The organism is Eubacterium ramulus (assembly GCF_045002895.1).
GTDB classification, from domain to species: Bacteria; Bacillota; Clostridia; order Lachnospirales; family Lachnospiraceae; genus Eubacterium_I; species Eubacterium_I ramulus.
In genome coordinates, this window is the sequence record NZ_CP173382.1 from 2,283,600 (window position 1) to 2,301,565 (window position 17,966).

Sequence of the window (17,966 nt, forward strand, 5' to 3'; positions counted from 1 at the left end):
TTCCTCTTTCTATTTTACTTTATCGCTTTGTTTGATATCTGTCAGCAAGTCTTGCAAAATATTTTCCTGATATCCGCATAGTCCTCTATTTTTCATCACTTTTGCTGTTATTTTCAACTGCGGATGCTCCAGACCATCCAGCTTGGAATTTCCGATCGGTCCAAAAGTTTCTTTCGAAAGGCACGCTTTATAATCTGACGCTTCCATTCTCCATAAATGAATCCTGCCATCAAATTTTTTCCACAGCCTTTCAGCAATCCGCACGCCATCCGGGTCAATATCTCCGCTGTAAAATAGCTCTGTCCCTTCCGCCAGAAGCAGCGAGATCAATTTTAACGCTGCCGTCCGTGGCTGTCCCGAAGTACATAACAAGGTAACTTCTTCATCTTCCATTTGACTGATCAGATAGCTGAATACCATTTCATTTTCCACAATATAGGCCCGGTTATGTTCTGCGGATGCTCCCGTTATCCCCTGCAGGTTTTCCATTGTGACTACGCAGGGTTGCTTTAACTGACAAAAAGCCTCATATGCCGGATGCCATTGTTTTCCTGTGCGCAAATGTAAGCCATAGGCATGTATCATAGAAGAAAGGTTATCTGAAACGATACACACCGCCTCCAGCCGTTCTCTCCAATGATGTGCATTTTCCGGCAGATCCGCTCCTGACGCATAACAGATCAGATGCATGAGCAGCTGTCCCGCAACTGTGTTTCGGTCAAAAAAATGCGGATTTCCGGTCACCTCTGCTGCAAATACAGCCAATGGATACATTTCTCCTGATTTTTGATACCGCTCCAATACCGTCCATCCTCTGCCCACTTGCTGCATTAACAACAATGCCTGATCCGGATCATTATAATATTCTTTCATCAGCAATTGATATCCATATACTCTGTCCGATTCCAGTTTCAGACTCCATAAATACACAAGCGATTTTTCATCTGAAATCTCTGCCATATATTCTCTTATCGCCATCAGAAAACGGTGTTTTTTTTCTTCTTTTCTCACTGTCTTTTCCTGATTTGTAACCAGTGTTTCCTGAAAATATTCTTCCAGTACCCCTTTTATCTCAACCGGTCCGTAACAGGATTTCTGCAACGCATGCTCAAAATCAGAACAGGAAAAACGGATATCCTTTTCATAGAATCTTTTCCCAAGAATACCTCCTACCGCCTGCCGCTCTTGTTCCGACGCATTTTTAAGGATAATGTTTCCTGTTACTTTTCCAAAGGATAACCATTTCTTTTTTAACTGTCTGATGCATCGTTCCAGTTCCGGCTTACTCCTAAGATATTCCGCACAAGTCTTTTCCTTACTGCACATCCAATATCCTCTCATGTCCATTCCAGGTATAGTGAATCACTGAAACCACTTTCGAGTTCTGTGGTCTTACCAGTTCTGCTATTTTCAATCTATTGACTGTTTCATAACATCCCCACAATGCCTGAGAATTCATAATATAATCAAAATCAAGTTTATGTACCAGTTCAAACATACTGCTGATATTTTTGTCATCTACACCGGCAAACGCCTCATCCAGTGCGATCATCCGTGGATGATCTTTATACTCTGCCTTCTGATACTGGGCATTTACTGCCGCAAACAGCGGAACATACATCGCCATGGCTTTCTCACCACCACTGAACCGGTTAAATGCTGCATTGGTAAGATTTTTCCTCGACTCCTCTGTTTTCCGGTAAAACATCTGGAATTCAAACCATTTGCGATAATCCAGCGCATCACGAACCAGATCCATATAATTGATCATGCCATCGGCTTCTTCCACTTTCTGCTTTTCTGTTCGGATTTTACTTCTGAAATGAGCAGCTACTTTTTCAATATCATCTGTTGTCAGAAGTTCCCGATCCCGGAGCAATATCTGCTCCAATTCAGATGTATCCAGTTCTGCATCATTTTCGGCCTTACGTGGTTTCCATTCAAGGGAAAAATGCAGCCCCATGGATGTGTCCATCTGCTTCATCAACACAGACATGTCTGTCACCCATTTTTTACTTTCTGCAATCCGGTCTGTCAACTGCTGGCTGATGGTCTGTGACAGAATATCTTCAAACAATTCCCTGTCTTTTGCCTGTATCAGCAACTCAGTTTCTTCAATTGCAGACTTCAGAATACGATAAAATTCTTCCAGATATACCTTTTTACCATTCCATACGGAAGCGACTCTCACGCGTTTCCGAATTGCATCCGTCACGGTGTTTTCCGTATTAATGTCACCAAAACATTCCTCCAACGATGTACCATAATTGGTCAGGCTGCCATTATGTCGCTGATACACCTGGTATAAAGCCTGCAGCATATCTCCTGCTTCACGGTTTCTGTCACTTTCCCGCCACAGACGAACCGCTTTTTCCGCACATTCTGATATCGTTCCATTCCCCGCTTCCAATACCAGTTTCAAAGAAAGTTCTTCCTCAAAATAGGATTTCAAACACGTCTCTTCCAGAATAAGGTTGCGAAGCTGCTCCTTTTTCCCCGGTATCGTATCCATATAAGATTGCATCTTATTCTGAAGAACGGCCAACCTCTGTCCAAGTTTTTCCCGCTCTGTCTCAATACTATTTAACTTTTCTCTGATTGTCTTCAGTCTGGCAGCTTTCTGGATAATCTCCGGACTGTTCATATACTCTTCAATCTGCTGAATCTGAACCGTATACTGATCTACTCTTGCGGCTTGTTTTCGCTTCTGCACAAAAGCTTCATCTATATTTTGTTCCGCCAGGACAATCCGCTCTTCCCGGTCACGATACTGCTCTCGTGCATTATGAATCTGTATGATTGTCTGTTTTGCCTCCTGACAGATATCACGGTAAGTCACGACGCACTCTGCCGCTTCCTCATAAGCCTCCTGCGTCCGGCTGTACGGAAATGCCGCACACTGTTTCAATACCATCTGATACTTCTGGTTTTTCTTCTGACTTAAAATCTGCGCCCGTTTATCTGCCTCTGCATATGCCCGGCTCAGATGTTCTAATACCAGATTACATTCTTTCTCCTCACGGAGTGCAGTATTTAACGCTGAAAATCCCGGCAGATTCTGGTACTCCTGCCAGAGCAGTTCCATTCTGTCCTGCACCTTTTGATATTTCTCTGAAATTTCACGGATGGCAGCTTCCAGTGTTACAATATGATTCTTCAGTTCAAGTATTTTTGCCTCCTTGCGCTGTTTTCGTGCAAGCACGCCTACAAACTCGGCAGATCCTGTTTTATCTGCTTTTCCACTCAAAATCCCCTGGCGAAAACAACCGTCCGTTCCGAGATAAATTCCACTTTCCGTATTTTTGATTTCATGAATATTACTCAGAATACGCTCCACCGATTCCTGCAATGATTTTGAAATATTTCTGTTTACCACAAGCTTTGCGAAATCTGAAGTTCCCGCTCTTTTTGCGTACAGTACCGTATCCAAAAATTCCGGACATTTCTGAATCAATACCTCATAATCATGTTCCGCCACAACCAGGGCATCCAGCATTCCTGTTTTTTCCAGTTGTGCCTCCAGCCTTGCACTCGCCTCTTCTTCTAATCCGTCTGCAAATTCCACTGTTTTATAAAATGGAACCGCCTCAATTCCAATTTTTTGCAAAGAAATGCGGGAACGGACACAGGCATCATCCCGATCCGGCTCCAGCTCTTCCTGTTTCCGGATGTTTTCCAGTTCCTGCTGTACTTCTGCCAGTTCCTGCCGCTGCCGCTTCTGTTCATAACCATATTTTTGTCTGATATCTGCCAGCTGCTGCCGCTGCTGCTCATAATCATTACGCAGGATTTCCTGTATTTCACCTGCATCTTCCACACTCTGATACTCTTTGATCTTACTTTCAACAATTTCCAATACTTTATGCTCCGGATGCCATTCCTCTGCATTTTTCTCTGCTGCGAAAATATCTGTAGTCCACGCTTCGATACACTGAACAACATTTTGCTGTGCCAGATCAAGTTTCTGTTCCCCGTCAATTTTTTGCTTTTTACTGATTTCTGACTGTCTGGCAGCCTCATCATATCTTTGAATAATCTCCGCATACTCCCGCAATGTCTTCCGGCATACATCCAGCAGGCGTTTGAAGACATCAAGACTGTTCATCAGTTCATCTGCGGCCGCAATATTTTCCTGCTCCATCAACCGAATCACATGACTGTGCCGCTCCCACTGAAGCGTTTCCTGCTCTTCCTGTAATGCTGCCTTTTGTTCTGTCAGCTTCTGCTGCTTTTCTTCCAGTTTTCCCTGAATATCTTTCAGCTGCTGTTCCCCTGCAAAAATCTGTTCTTTGCATTCCTGAATTTTTTCTTCCCAGTGTCTTTCGTCTTCACGGGCCGCATCTCTCTGTATTCTGGCTGTCTCAAGTTTCTGATCCATCTGCTCCAGATCTGTATCCATCAATCCGTTTCGTTCCGTCAGCAACAAATTTTTTTCGTCCTCTAACTGATTCCGTCGCTGACTGCATGTACGCTGTTCTTCTTCCCGCCGGTTCTGCTGTGCTTCCTCTGCATCCAGTTCTCCACGCAGCACATCCACATTCTGTTTCCGTTTCAGATAAACCTGTGCCTTCTTTGCAAGCATAAATTGATTGTATCTGGTGTATTCATTTCGTATGATCTTTACATCTGAAAATGCTCTGTTCAGCATATCCAGACTATCTTGAATCTCATCCATTTTCTCCATGGCATCAACCATAGCCCGCAGATCCTCGTCCGTCAATGTCTGCAGGGAATCATTCAAAATCTCATACACCTTCGTCGGTTTAAATTCTTTGGAAAGCTTCGGAGCACGTACCTTTACCAGTAATTTTATATACTGCTCGTACTGTTCTGCCTTTCGAAAGCCAAAGACATACTGATTGACATGTTTCTTATACTCACTCTGACTGTCTGTATAAAAATTTTGTTCGCCAAGCTCTGCCCTCAGTTCCCTCTTATCCAACGGTATCTTTGCAGATCCTACTTCTTTGTATAACCACAGATCATACCCGATTCTTCTTCCATCCAGTATGACAAATCCCCAGAAATCCATCGATTTTCCACGTTTGGCCCGCTGACCGATACCAATCGTGCGATATTCTTCTGATTCTTCTTTTTTAAATTCCAAAAACAGATATCCCGTGGATTCTTCTCTTCCTTCTTCCCCTAGAAAATAATATTCCATCCTCCGGTCACTGGATCCAAAAGGATCCAGACGGCTCGGTGTCCGGTCTCCATCCAGCACAAAAGGAATAAAGCTCTGGGTTGTAATAGACTTTCCCGATCCATTCTGCCCTCGAAGCAGCAACTTTCCATCTTCAAATTCAAATTCTTCCTCATCGTATAACCAGAAATTCACGAAACCGATACGATGCATTTTCCAACGATCTGTCATTTTTCTTCTCCTGTCATGTACATCTGCTCTCAGAAGCTTTCATTTAAAAAATCCGAGAATCTTATTACTGTTTTTCCACAAAATCTCCTGGATAATATCCGGTCTGTCTGCCAGTTGCCGGTAAAAGAATCACGTTTGTTCCTTCCTTTTTCAGCAACATCCAATGACTCATATACAAATATACCGTATCTATAAATTTTTTCTCATCCATTTCCCGGTATTCCTTACTCCAGCCCTGTCTCCACTTTTCCCTGCAAAATCGCAGCAGATCCGTAAACATGGCGTTCCCCATTACAATGCATTCATTCTCCGTTTTTTTTATTTTCCCTGCTTCCATCCCTTTCTGGATTTCCGCACACACCAGAAGCACTACTTCCGGAAGCATGGCATCTCTTGGATGCACAACACCATAACAGTCATCCGCCTCCAGGCACAGAAATGCTGCATTTTTATAAATATCTAAATGACCACCCATATTTTCAGCCAGATATTTTGCCACCCACTGTCTCTGATTTTTCAGATATAACGCATCCGCATCATCGTTTTTATCCCAGTACAACGCCGGACATACGGCCAGCTGCCGATATACTCTGTTAATCCGGGCCGTTCCCCTGCTTTCCTCAAACTCTTCAAAATCACTTTTTTCAAAATCCTCCCAGGATGTATAGCCGGATATATCTACCGGGAAACTGGTTGCAAAATATTGGGAATAACCGGTATTTTCATACAGCACTTCCTGACCGGCCTGCACACTGAAGCCTTCACTTTTTCCTTCATATACCCGCAGCATTTGCAGTTTTTCCATAAATTGCAGCACCCGCACCAGCGATTTTCTCTGAGTAAATGAAGTCCAGTCAACTTCCATATATGCTTTCAACTGTGTCTCCACATAATCTATCAATTCCGATAATAAAAACTGTTCTCCTTCTGCCTTATCTTCCAGGTACATCAGAAGTACACACAAAATACAGTAATCTTTTAAATCTGTAAATTCTTCAATTCCCATAAACGCTTCTGCATGGGCCGGAATTTTTTCCAGTTTCAGCAGACTTTCTGTGTGGGCCAGTTTCCATCCTAACTGTTCTCTGATAAATTTCTGAAAATTCGGGATATCTCGCTTCACTCTATAATAAGTTTCTTTATCACTGTCTTTACAGATCCAAAAATTTTCAAATAACGTTCTCACTTCATTCATGACTCTTCAAACTCCAGTATAAATTCAGGCATCGTCAGATCCCCATCCTCACATTTCAAAACACAGGATCCCTTTTTACGACATAAATGATACTGCTGACCATACTCTGTACTTCCTCTCTTTTGAGAACTCATGTTTGCCAGTGTGATCCACTGCAGAAAAACGGTTCTTGTATCTGCTGAAATCACATCCTCAATTTCTGAGAAATCAATTTTTCCATTCTTTATATAATGCATTACAATTTCTTTTTGCTTCTCTGCCTGATCCAGATACTGCTTTCTCTGCATCATTTTTTCCACAGATTTATCTGTAAAACCATTTCTGCTTTTTTTCTCCCGGTAATTTCGCGTATGAGGTTTCAGTAAAAATTCTACCGGCATTTCCTCATAAACACTCTGATTAATACGGTCTTCTTCCCGCGGCTCATTCACCTTAAAATGCTCTATTTTCTGTACACCAAACACATGTGCTGACAGACAATGTGCCTCTTCCAGTTCATCACATTTTAAAAAAAGTTCCAGGAACTTACGATAATCATCCTTTCGACTGATTCCCCAGTTCTGCATCTGTACAATCAGAGCTGCATTCCGGATCAGATTTCGGATAATATCGTTTGTTATTTTCAAAACTTTTTTACATTCGCACTCACGATCCGGTGAATCAAGGAACCAGTTTTTCAGGGAATTCCATTTTCCCACAACATTTTCCCGGATACTTGGTTCTGCATTTCCATGTGCCACCAGCATTGCATGTGGAATATCCATCTCGCTTGCAATTACTTTCTCCAAAATATCCGACTCCATCAATGCCATATTTTTAGACAGAAGCTGTTCCATATGTTTGGAATGATGCTGCAATTCCTGCACAAATTCATTCAGATACTTGATAAATTTATCTTTATGAACAACGAACTCCACGGATTTCATCAGGCGGTCTGCCTTCCCGGAATAGAAATCTCTCAGATAATCCTGATAATTCTGATTCAGACGTTTGAAATCTTCCTGCAAAAGTCCCCACCATTCATTTATTTCTTTCAAGCTGGCATACGACATCTGCTCCATATCTTCCAAACTTTTCTCCAACCTTATAAAAAAGTTTGTTGACAGATTTCCGGATTCAAGAAAGAGATTTTCCAGTCGCACCGTCAGACGTTCAATCTCAACCGCATATTCCGACATCGTATATCGATACTGTTTATTCTTATAATCCGCTATCGTATATACTTTTCCCGGATCCTGAATCGGTGTCAGATTTTTCCATTTGACCAATGCTTCCAGATCCGGTATCAACGCTTCCATTGAATAATTCTGAAACGCTTCATCCTGTTTTACCATTTTCAGCACATCTTCTTTATACAATTGGAAATGCATCTTCTCATATTCACGATAAAAACACCTCATAATTTTTCGATAAACAGGTGCATTTGGAACAGCCAGATAGGATGTTTCGTTAATCGCTCCCAGATATCCCATGTTAATATTTCCCTTCTTCTTTTGTATTTCTTATCAGTTTGTTGCTCACCCACTATAGAGTGGGCGTCTTCTCACATCCGTTATGCGGAACTTCGTCTTGTTCTACTGTACTACATTTTATCCCGGCTTGGCAAATAATTCTTATTCCATACTTTTAATATGTTATTACTTTCCACTTGCAGAAGTGGGCATCTTCTCAACGGAAATAACGCAAAAAAACAGGCACAGAATAATTGCCCTGTGCCTGTTCCTGCTTACTGCATGAAAGCGGATATCATGTATCCACTTCGATATAATATAAGGTATCCGTATCCACATCATAAAGCGCAATTGAAAAATTAAGGGATGCCCGCTCCATGATCTGTGCATCGCTGTGCTGCATTTCTGATTCAGCCTGGCGATCCACAAAATAATAATAACCGTTCTGAATCTGCGGCAGCTGCTCCTCAGAAAAATCAACACATGGACCAATTTCTGTTATAGATAACCCGGTATCATAAACTACGCCGTAAAGCAATGCTTCTAAGTTGTCCGTCATTGGCAATTCTTTCCAGTCAGGATCTGTCAAAATCTGTTCTAATATAGAATTATCATCAAACTTCCAGACTGTCAACGACTGTCCATCTCCATGAAAGCCACCATGCGTATCTATATTTTCAATCATTACCCCCTGCGCCAGTGCAACCTGTAAAGTCTGTGACATATTCGCCGTACTGAACTGATTTGCCAGCTGTCGACTGCCAGATATGCCCAAAAGCAAGGACAGTATTACTAAAATAAAAGCTCTCATCCCCTGTTTCCCCTTTCAGATTTCTAAAAATGTACAGACAAAGCTTCTTCCCAACAGCGATTATTTTCTTTCACTTTTCCTCATCACCTGTAATAATGGAAGAAATCTTAGGCTGAAATTGTATTTTTCTTATAAATCATCTACATTATAGAAAATACAACTTAGATTTTACAAAGGAGAAAACTTAATTTTTCTTTAACTTTCAAAATATTCTGTCATTGGCACAAGTTTACATAATCATCAAACAGTTCTAATTGTTCCGTAAAAGCGTTCATTCGCAATCCTCTTTGCTACTGGTTCTTTAAGTCAAACACACATGAAACTTGGAGCGTGATTCCGGGAAGCGTATGTCAGCTTACGCTTCTCACAATCACTGCACATCTACACTTCGTTTGGCCGGTGCAAAACCATGCTCAAATTGCCAGCAGATTTTTAATAGCTTCCATATAAATCAGAACCGCTTCTTCCATTTCAGATACCAGAATAAATTCGTCAGCGCTGTGAATATGATAATCTATATCCAGTTTTTCCGGTCCAAACGCAATGATATTTTTCAGAGATTTTGCATAGGTTCCACCACCGATCACCATCGGTTCATGCTCTGTATCCCCTGTCACATCCACATATGCTTTGTACAGCGCTTCTACCAGTGGGGATTCCCGCGGGAAAAACAGCGGATCACCGATTTCTTCTATCTCAATTCGGCCATTTTCATCTTCCAGTCTTCCCTCACACATTTTGCGTACATCTGCCTCTTTTAAAGTAACCGGCACTCGAATGTCAATGCTACAGGAAATCACACCATCCTCTGTTTTTACAATTCCATTACAGAACGTCAGGTTGCCGTAGGCATCCTCACATTTCAAACCAACTCCGGCTCCATCACAGGAAGTTCCAAGGTGTGTATTATAGAATTTTACAAAATCATCTTCAAATCCGGCTTTTTCCAGACACTCAAATGTCACACCAGCTGCATTGATACCAAGTGCCGGTGTACTGGCATGCGCCGGAACACCTTTTGCATAAATTTCAATCTGACCATTCTCTTCCGTTACTTGATACTCCTGAAGCTTTGTATCAGCAAATGCTGCTTCCAATTTTTCTTTCAGACCGATGTCTGCCGGGATCACGGTTGTACAACTATCGCACACCGCATTGGATACAAAGCCGCCATTCATAGAAATAATTTTGGTATGTTTGGAATATGCCATCATGGACATATGGCCCTTTTCACCATGGATACATGGGAAATTCGCATCCGGTGTAAATCCACAGGATAACTCCTCCTCAACTTTGTTGTAATGTTCCATGCATTTAGAACCGGTCTCCTCATTGCATCCCATGATCAGACGTACTCGTTTATTCAGCTTCACACCGGAATCTCGGAGCAGCTTCATCGCATAAAGAGCCTCGATCACCGGACCTTTATCATCTGTCGTTCCACGACCATACACATAATCCCCCTTACGTGTCAACACAAAAGGATCATAACTCCAATCTCCACCAACCGGCACGATGTCCAAATGTCCTGCGATTCCTACGATTTCTTCCCCTTCGCCCATTTCCGCATAACCACAATAGTTGTCCAGATTTACGGTGTGAAAACCGAGTTCTTCTGCTATTTTTAATCCTACACTGAGCACTTCAGCCGGTCCTTCTCCAAATGGCTTCCCTTCTTCCGGTGTGCCAAGTTGGGAATCAACCGCTACCAGCTTTCCTAAGTTTTCAATCATCTCTTCTGATAATACATGAATTTGTTCTTTGATATCCATAGTTCCTCCTACTATTTCAAAACTACGTTTGAATTTTTCCCTTTAGCAAAACAGACATTTGCAACCCGCTTTTGCTGCTTGCTCATATAATAATTTCCTGCAGAATATTTTTCACTAATCTGCATTTTATTTTTATAAATTAAAATAATCATTTTGCTCTGCGCTTCTTACGTCTGATGCAAAGCAGTATTTATAACATAAAGTTTTATGCATCAAAATCTACTTCAAATGTGCCTTCCGGGGTGCGCATTGTCAGGATTCCAAGATTAAAATCCTCGTCACGGATTGTAATATGGTATTCAAAAATCACATCTTCCTCAAATTTTGATAAAAGGAGATATATGCCATTCTCCTTGCCCTCAATCTGATCACAGATATCATTGTATACCGCTTCCCCGGAAATCTCTCTTGGATAACCTGACTCCTTTATTTTTTGCTCAATCAATTCATATAATTCGTTCATACTTATCCTCTTTTCTATCTGTTTTTCCAAAACTACTTTTTGGTCAGCATACATTTTTCGTTTGTTACAATTGCAATTATATTGAAGTACAGAAATATTATGCTATATGCAAAACAGAGATTTGTAACATACTTTCACTACTTTCTTATTTCTTATAAATACAGTTGCTTGGCTTTCTCTATCAGTTTCGTATATACATGTTCCACGAACCACGGCTCCGTAGATTTTGCCAATGCCTCTTCCGGTGCAAACCATGCCACACCACTATTTTCATCTGCCTTTATCGAAACTGCTTCTTCTGAATCAGCTTCCAATAAATATGTCACATTAAAATGCAGGTGACTTGATACGTATTTTCCATTTTTCCAATGCCCGTCTACCGTAAGCGATTCTAAAGAAAAAATATCCTCAGACACTGGAAGCACATTAGAAATACCAGCCTCTTCTTTTACTTCGCGAATTGCCACGGATAACAGATCTGTCTCACCATCTGCATGATCGCCTAACCATGACCAGGAATTATAAATATTATGATAAACCATCAGCACTTTGCTTCTGACATTATTTACCACCCAAGCAGATGCTGTCATATGTGCCACGGTATTTTCACGCAAAAATGCGTTGTTATTATTTTTTATCCACTCCAGAATGAGCGATTTATCCATTTCTTCCTGCACGTTATATGGCTGATATTGCTCGATACTGGCAATCAGCTTCTGTTGTGTCATAATATGATCCTTCCTTTTTTATCTGTACTCATCTATCTTAAATCCACAAGCTTCAAATGCAGCTTTTGAGTTCTGTTCCAGTTTCAGCATTCTTCCTTCAGAATACGCAATACTTTGATATTTTTCACTGCCAAAGAACGCTTCTTCCTTTGTCGTCAGCTCTGGATTTTTGTCTAACAACAGGTCTGTATACCACTGTTGCATAATGACCGTCTGTGGCTCACCATTTATCTCCAACATGATTTTTACATCATCATTTGTCACGGTTGATGTATAACGAACACCGTTATACATCACATCATAATTCCAGGAAGCCGCATTATAATCTTCCAGACCATTAAATACAAACCAGTAACCCTCATCCAGATTATATTTATCCAGACATTTTGCCACAGTCTCAGGAGACACGGTTAATTCAATCGTATCGCTGCCATTGTTTGCCTCTTTCACAGCAGTTTGAAGCGCAGATTTTTTACCAGCAAGTTCCTGCAAATAAGATTCCGCATAAATACTTTCATAGGTTGTCTCCAGACTCCATGTAAATTTATACCATTTTTCATCCTCGCCGTCTACCTCTACAAGCTCGTAATCCGGCTTATAAGCAAAAAGATCATTCAAAATCTCATCGTCAAATACTTTTCGAAATACTGGTGCTGTATCACCTAATGCAGTTCCATTCTCATCTATACATGGTGCGCCAACAAATGCTACCGGCTCCATTGCACCATCTTCAGTTACATTATCGAATACTCCTTCATTTCTGGCAGTATCTAAATCAATGGCACCTGCAATACCGCATAGTGAAGCCATCAATTGCTGCAACACTGTTTCTTTATCTCTATCGTCACACACATTCTGATTTGTGTAATTTTCTGTATTAATATATGTCTCATTACCATCGGAATCCGTTGTTGCTTCCAAGTTATCTGCAGTTACATACAATTCTTTTGCATCTATGATTCGATACTCCGCCTGAATGTAATCTATCTGATCTTCCTTTTGTTCCGCTTTGGGACTATTTGTATTATTTGAAGTATCTGTTTCACTAATTGATCCCGCAGATACATTATCTTTATCGTTTGCTTTATCTGAATTTCCACATGCTGTCAGACTAACTACAGCCATTGCTACACATAATAAAATTGCCACCATTCTCTTTTTCAAATTTTTGTCCCCCCTCCACAGAAATATACCTGCCCTCTATATTGTAACCCAATACACTGTTTTTTTATCTTTTTAATTTCCTATTTCTTATCATCATTTATATTCTAACATACGCATTCTAAAAATGCTATCTCGCTTATTATTAAGCAGTAACAATATGTATTATTTCTATTCTAATAACTGATGTTTCAAAGCATCTATGCTCTTTACCCAAGTAACTGTCAATAAACTACTGAACGTTTAAATCATTTTATTGTAAAAAATTAGTATCATTTTCGTATCAAAAAAAGGACTCCCATTTCTGGAAGTCCTTAATTTATGCTTATTCGTGATTACTCGATGATTGTAGCAACACGTCCTGATCCTACAGTACGTCCACCTTCACGGATAGCGAATGTAAGACCCTGCTCCATAGCGATTGGGTGGATGAGCTCGATTGTCATCTCTACGTTATCGCCAGGCATGCACATCTCTGTGCCTTCTGGAAGGTTGCAAACACCTGTTACGTCAGTTGTTCTGAAGTAGAACTGCGGACGATAGTTGTTGAAGAACGGTGTATGACGACCACCCTCATCTTTTGTCAGTACGTAAACCTGAGCTGTGAATTTTGTATGGCATGTTACTGTACCTGGTTTTGTAAGAACCTGACCTCTTTCGATGTCCTCTCTCTTAATACCACGAAGTAATGCACCGATGTTATCACCAGCCTGAGCCTCGTCTAACAGTTTACGGAACATCTCGATACCAGTAACAGTTGTTTTCTGGATCTCCTCTTTGATACCAACGATTTCAACTTCCTCGTTGATGTGAAGAGTACCACGCTCTACTCTACCTGTAGCAACTGTACCACGACCTGTGATTGTGAATACATCCTCTACTGGCATAAGGAATGGCTGATCTGTTGCACGCTGCGGATCCGGAATATACTCATCAACTGTATCCATGAGTTCCATGATCTTATCGCCCCACTCGCCCATCGGATCTTCCAGAGCTTTTAAAGCAGAACCTTTGATGATCGGGCAGTCTGTGAAGTCATACTCTTCCAGAACTTCTGTGATTTCCATCTCTACTAACTCAAGCAGCTCCTCATCATCTACCATATCACATTTGTTCATGAATACAACGATGTAAGGTACACCTACCTGACGGGAAAGAAGGATGTGCTCTTTTGTCTGAGCCATAACACCGTCTGTAGCAGCTACTACAAGGATAGCACCATCCATCTGAGCAGCACCAGTGATCATGTTTTTAACATAATCAGCATGGCCTGGGCAGTCAACGTGTGCATAGTGACGTTTTGCTGTCTGATACTCAACGTGAGCTGTAGAAATTGTGATACCACGCTCTCTCTCTTCCGGAGCTTTATCGATATTCTCGAAATCTACTTTCTCGTTTCCTTCTACTCTCTCAGCTAATACTTTAGTGATAGCAGCTGTTAAAGTTGTTTTACCGTGGTCAACGTGTCCAATTGTACCAATATTACAATGTGGTTTGCTTCTGTCAAATTTAGCTTTTGCCATTTTTGCGTCCTCCTTAAAATTGTATGCCTTCGGCATTCATAATTCTTAATTGAATCTTATCACTCGATACTTCGATTATATTAAAAAGGTCAAAGTATTTCAAGTTTTATTTTGCTTTTGCGGAAATAATTTTATCCTGTACAGACTTCGGAACCGGCTCATATTTCTCGAAGAACATTGAGTAGTTACCACGTCCCTGTGTTTTGGAACGTAAGTCTGTAGAGTATCCAAACATCTCTGCCAGCGGTACATAACCTCTAACGATCTTTCCACCGCCAAGGTCATCCATACCTTCGATACGTCCACGACGAGAGTTAATATCACCGATTACGTCACCCATGTACTCTTCCGGCATAGTAACTTCTACTTTCATGATCGGCTCAAGAAGAACCGGGCTTGCTTTCTGCATAGCCTCTTTGAAACACATAGATCCGGCAATATGGAATGCCATCTCAGAGGAATCGACCTCATGATAAGATCCGTCGTAAACTGTAGCTTTAACACCTACAACCGGGAATCCAGCAATGATACCAGCCTTAGCTGCTTCTTCAATACCTTCTCCAACTGCCGGGATGTACTCTTTCGGAATGGCACCACCAACAACTGCGGACTCAAACTTGAATGTCTCTTCACCGTTTGCATCCATCGGCTCGAATTTAACTTTACAGTGTCCGTACTGACCACGTCCACCGGACTGTTTTGCATATTTGTATTCCTGATCAACAGGTTTTGTAAATGTCTCTTTGTAAGCAACCTGAGGAGCACCAACGTTTGCCTCTACTTTGAACTCACGAAGCAGACGATCAACGATGATTTCCAGATGTAACTCACCCATTCCGGCGATGATTGTCTGGCCTGTCTCAGTGTTTGTATGAGCACGGAAAGTAGGATCTTCCTCTGCAAGTTTTGCAAGAGCTTCACCCATCTTGCCCTGTCCAGCTTTTGTCTTCGGCTCGATAGCAAGCTCGATAACTGGCTCTGGGAACTCCATGGACTCTAAGATTACAGGATGCTGCTCGTCACAGATTGTATCACCTGTTGTAGTGATCTTAAATCCAACTGCTGCTGCGATATCACCTGAGTAAACTTTGTCCAGCTCAGTTCTCTTGTTAGCGTGCATCTGAAGGATACGTCCAACACGCTCTTTTTTATCTTTTGTTGCATTCAGTACGTAAGAACCGGAATTCATTGTACCGGAGTATACACGGAAGAATGCAAGTTTTCCAACGAACGGGTCTGTCATGATCTTGAATGCAAGAGCGGAGAACGGCTCATCATCAGATGAATGTCTCTCAATCTCATTACCATCCAGGTCAACACCCTTGATAGCTGGAATATCTGTCGGTGCCGGCATAAATTCTACGACAGCATCTAACAGTTTCTGTACACCTTTGTTTCTGTAAGCAGTACCACAGCAAACCGGTACAGCTGTACACTCACATGTAGCTTTTCTTAAAACAGCTTTTAACTGCTCAACGGACGGCTCTTCGCCTTCCAGATACATCATTGTCAGATCATCATCTAACTCGCAGATTTTCTCTACTAACTCGTCATGGTAAAGCTCTGCCTCATCCTGCATATCTTCCGGAATCGGCTCAATGCTGATGTCTTCACCTTTCTCATCGTTGTAGATATAAGCCTGCATCTCGAATAAGTCGATGATTCCTTTGAAGTCATCTTCTTTTCCGATTGGAAGCTGTAAGCAGATTGCGTTTTTACCTAAACGCTCACGGATCTGGTCTACTGCTCCGTAGAAGTTTGCACCAAGGATATCCATCTTATTGATGAATGCCATACGTGGTACATTGTATGTGTCTGCCTGACGCCATACGTTCTCTGACTGAGGCTCTACACCACCCTTTGCACAGAAGACACCAACGGCGCCATCCAGTACACGAAGGGAACGCTCTACTTCTACTGTAAAGTCAACGTGACCTGGAGTATCAATGATGTTGATACGGTACTCTTTCGCACCCGGTGCAGGTTTATTTTCTTTCTGCGGTGTCCAGTGACATGTTGTAGCAGCTGAAGTAATTGTGATACCTCTCTCCTGCTCCTGCTCCATCCAGTCCATGGTAGCAGTACCTTCGTGAGTATCACCAATTTTATAGTTAATACCAGTGTAATAAAGGATACGCTCTGTTAATGTAGTTTTACCTGCATCAATATGAGCCATGATACCAATATTTCTGGTTCTCTCAAGCGGATATTCTCTTCCTGCCATGGTGATTTCCTCCTCTTAGAATCTGAAATGGGAGAATGCTTTGTTTGCTTCTGCCATCTTGTGCATGTCTTCTTTACGTTTTACAGATGCGCCTGTATTGTTAGCTGCATCCATAATCTCATTTGCCAGTCTGTCTGCCATTGTTTTTTCTCCTCTTTTTCTGGAGAACATTGTTAACCAACGCAGTCCAAGTGTCTGACGTCTGTCCGGTCTTACTTCGATCGGCACCTGATATGTTGCACCACCGATACGTCTAGCCTTTACTTCAAGTACAGGCATAACATTGTTCATAGCCTCTTCGAATACTTCGAGAGCCGGTCTTCCGGTTTTCTCTGCAACACGATCAAAAGCTCCGTATACAATTTTCTGAGCTACACCTTTCTTACCATCTAACATGATGTTGTTGATAAGCTTTGTAACTACTACGTTATTGTACATAGGATCTGCTAAAACTTCTCTTTTCTGATTATGTCCTTTACGTGGCACGGTACTTCCCTCCTTAATCATGGTCTTGGCTTGCTGTCTTTCACAGCAGTTTCTTAATCGATTAATTCAACGGTACTCACATGTGTCTTTCTAATGTGTTCATGCTGGGAACATCTATCTTTATCTGTTATCGTCGATAAAAAGAATTCCAACACTTACAATAGTTCTGTTTGTGATACTATTGGTCTTTTACAGGTCCTATTTGCCTGCTTTCGGTCTCTTAGCGCCGTATTTGGAACGAGCCTGACGTCTGTTTGCAACGCCTGCTGTATCCAGTGTTCCTCTGATGATATGGTATCTTGTACCTGGTAAGTCTTTTACACGACCACCACGGATCAGAACAACACTATGCTCCTGTAAGTTATGACCTTCACCCGGAATATAGCTTGTTACTTCGATTCCGTTAGAAAGACGAACTCTGGCAATTTTTCTAAGAGCTGAGTTAGGTTTTTTCGGGGTTGCAGTCTTAACTGCTGTACAAACACCTCTCTTCTGCGGAGAAGATGCATCTGTAGGTCTCTTCTGTAAAGAGTTGTAACCTTTCTGTAATGCAGGTGCTGTAGATTTTTTTGCAGTTGTCTGACGACCTTTTCTTACTAACTGATTAAATGTTGGCATTCTATTCACCTCCTGTATATTTTGTAAAAAAGTTTCCTGTGCACTTTTATGCACACTAAAATAGTATAGTGACTGACTTCGCACTTGTCAAGCATCTTTTTTAAATTTTACCATTTTTTCTGTTTTTATACATAAACATATACAATTCACGTATTTTTCT

The 17,966-nt window shown here is 41.5% G+C and carries 14 protein-coding genes; all 14 read right to left on the reverse strand.

Annotated elements, in window-relative coordinates; translation table 11 throughout:
* Positions 1-9 precede the first annotated feature (9 nt).
* The 14 genes from ACIRUQ_RS10805 to rpsL all read right to left on the reverse strand — a co-directional run bounded on the left by ACIRUQ_RS10805 (position 10) and on the right by rpsL (position 17,806).
* Positions 10-1,326, reverse strand: coding sequence for a TIGR02679 domain-containing protein (locus ACIRUQ_RS10805; protein ID WP_055290320.1), 1,317 nt, complete (start codon positions 1,324-1,326; stop codon positions 10-12).
* Positions 1,316-5,374, reverse strand: coding sequence for a TIGR02680 family protein (locus ACIRUQ_RS10810; protein ID WP_055290319.1), 4,059 nt, complete (start codon positions 5,372-5,374; stop codon positions 1,316-1,318). The genes ACIRUQ_RS10805 and ACIRUQ_RS10810 overlap by 11 nt, the downstream gene beginning before the upstream one ends.
* 64 nt (positions 5,375-5,438) lie before the next feature.
* Positions 5,439-6,569 (reverse strand): TIGR02678 family protein, encoded by a 1,131-nt coding sequence (locus ACIRUQ_RS10815; RefSeq protein WP_055290318.1) that lies wholly within the window; start codon positions 6,567-6,569, stop codon positions 5,439-5,441.
* The gene (locus ACIRUQ_RS10820) at positions 6,566-8,041 is read right to left on the reverse strand and encodes a TIGR02677 family protein (RefSeq protein ID WP_055290317.1); all 1,476 of its coding nucleotides are present in this window, start codon (positions 8,039-8,041) and stop codon (positions 6,566-6,568) included. The genes ACIRUQ_RS10815 and ACIRUQ_RS10820 overlap by 4 nt, the downstream gene beginning before the upstream one ends.
* Before the next feature lie 274 nt (positions 8,042-8,315).
* A complete protein-coding gene (locus tag ACIRUQ_RS10825; RefSeq protein WP_021740475.1) occupies positions 8,316-8,831 on the reverse strand; it encodes a hypothetical protein in 516 nt (171 codons plus the stop codon).
* 413 nt (positions 8,832-9,244) lie between these two features.
* Positions 9,245-10,603, reverse strand: coding sequence for a M20 family metallopeptidase (locus tag ACIRUQ_RS10830; RefSeq protein WP_172679892.1), 1,359 nt, complete (start codon positions 10,601-10,603; stop codon positions 9,245-9,247).
* Between the two features lie 11 nt (positions 10,604-10,614).
* Positions 10,615-10,755 carry a hypothetical protein gene (locus ACIRUQ_RS10835; RefSeq protein WP_154301419.1) on the reverse strand — a complete coding sequence of 47 codons (141 nt, stop codon included), beginning with the start codon at positions 10,753-10,755 and terminating at the stop codon, positions 10,615-10,617.
* Between the two features lie 53 nt (positions 10,756-10,808).
* Positions 10,809-11,066: a hypothetical protein gene (locus tag ACIRUQ_RS10840; protein WP_022035446.1), complete on the reverse strand. Its 258-nt coding sequence runs from the start codon at positions 11,064-11,066 to the stop codon at positions 10,809-10,811.
* A gap of 152 nt (positions 11,067-11,218) precedes the next feature.
* Positions 11,219-11,794 (reverse strand): NUDIX hydrolase, encoded by a 576-nt coding sequence (locus ACIRUQ_RS10845; protein ID WP_055290316.1) that lies wholly within the window; start codon positions 11,792-11,794, stop codon positions 11,219-11,221.
* Between the two features lie 18 nt (positions 11,795-11,812).
* A complete protein-coding gene (locus tag ACIRUQ_RS10850; protein ID WP_156330972.1) occupies positions 11,813-12,958 on the reverse strand; it encodes a hypothetical protein in 1,146 nt (381 codons plus the stop codon).
* Between the two features lie 332 nt (positions 12,959-13,290).
* Entirely contained in the window at positions 13,291-14,478 is a 1,188-nt protein-coding gene (gene tuf / locus ACIRUQ_RS10855) for an elongation factor Tu (protein ID WP_044964739.1), read from the reverse strand.
* A 106-nt stretch (positions 14,479-14,584) separates the two neighbouring features.
* Positions 14,585-16,702, reverse strand: coding sequence for an elongation factor G (fusA, locus tag ACIRUQ_RS10860; RefSeq protein WP_055290314.1), 2,118 nt, complete (start codon positions 16,700-16,702; stop codon positions 14,585-14,587).
* Positions 16,703-16,717: 15 nt separating this feature from the next.
* Complete coding sequence (rpsG, locus tag ACIRUQ_RS10865; RefSeq protein ID WP_022035452.1) at positions 16,718-17,188, reverse strand: 30S ribosomal protein S7; 471 nt, start codon at positions 17,186-17,188, stop codon at positions 16,718-16,720.
* Between the two features lie 198 nt (positions 17,189-17,386).
* Positions 17,387-17,806, reverse strand: coding sequence for a 30S ribosomal protein S12 (rpsL, locus tag ACIRUQ_RS10870; protein ID WP_022035453.1), 420 nt, complete (start codon positions 17,804-17,806; stop codon positions 17,387-17,389).
* Positions 17,807-17,966 lie beyond the last annotated feature (160 nt).

What these genes read in the sequence shown, in the direction of transcription:
- ACIRUQ_RS10815 (WP_055290318.1), bottom strand. Translation starts at nt 6,569, where the DNA reads ATGAATGAAGTGAGAACGTTATTTGAAAATTTTTGGATCTGTAAAGAC.
- ACIRUQ_RS10840 (WP_022035446.1), bottom strand. Translation starts at nt 11,066, where the DNA reads ATGAACGAATTATATGAATTGATTGAGCAAAAAATAAAGGAGTCAGGT.
- ACIRUQ_RS10830 (WP_172679892.1), bottom strand. Translation starts at nt 10,603, where the DNA reads ATGGATATCAAAGAACAAATTCATGTATTATCAGAAGAGATGATTGAA.
- ACIRUQ_RS10805 (WP_055290320.1), bottom strand. Translation starts at nt 1,326, where the DNA reads ATGTGCAGTAAGGAAAAGACTTGTGCGGAATATCTTAGGAGTAAGCCG.
- rpsL (WP_022035453.1), bottom strand. Translation starts at nt 17,806, where the DNA reads ATGCCAACATTTAATCAGTTAGTAAGAAAAGGTCGTCAGACAACTGCA.
- ACIRUQ_RS10825 (WP_021740475.1), bottom strand. Translation starts at nt 8,831, where the DNA reads ATGAGAGCTTTTATTTTAGTAATACTGTCCTTGCTTTTGGGCATATCT.
- fusA (WP_055290314.1), bottom strand. Translation starts at nt 16,702, where the DNA reads ATGGCAGGAAGAGAATATCCGCTTGAGAGAACCAGAAATATTGGTATC.
- ACIRUQ_RS10835 (WP_154301419.1), bottom strand. Translation starts at nt 10,755, where the DNA reads ATGATTATTTTAATTTATAAAAATAAAATGCAGATTAGTGAAAAATAT.
- ACIRUQ_RS10820 (WP_055290317.1), bottom strand. Translation starts at nt 8,041, where the DNA reads ATGGGATATCTGGGAGCGATTAACGAAACATCCTATCTGGCTGTTCCA.
- tuf (WP_044964739.1), bottom strand. Translation starts at nt 14,478, where the DNA reads ATGGCAAAAGCTAAATTTGACAGAAGCAAACCACATTGTAATATTGGT.
- ACIRUQ_RS10810 (WP_055290319.1), bottom strand. Translation starts at nt 5,374, where the DNA reads ATGACAGATCGTTGGAAAATGCATCGTATCGGTTTCGTGAATTTCTGG.
- ACIRUQ_RS10845 (WP_055290316.1), bottom strand. Translation starts at nt 11,794, where the DNA reads ATGACACAACAGAAGCTGATTGCCAGTATCGAGCAATATCAGCCATAT.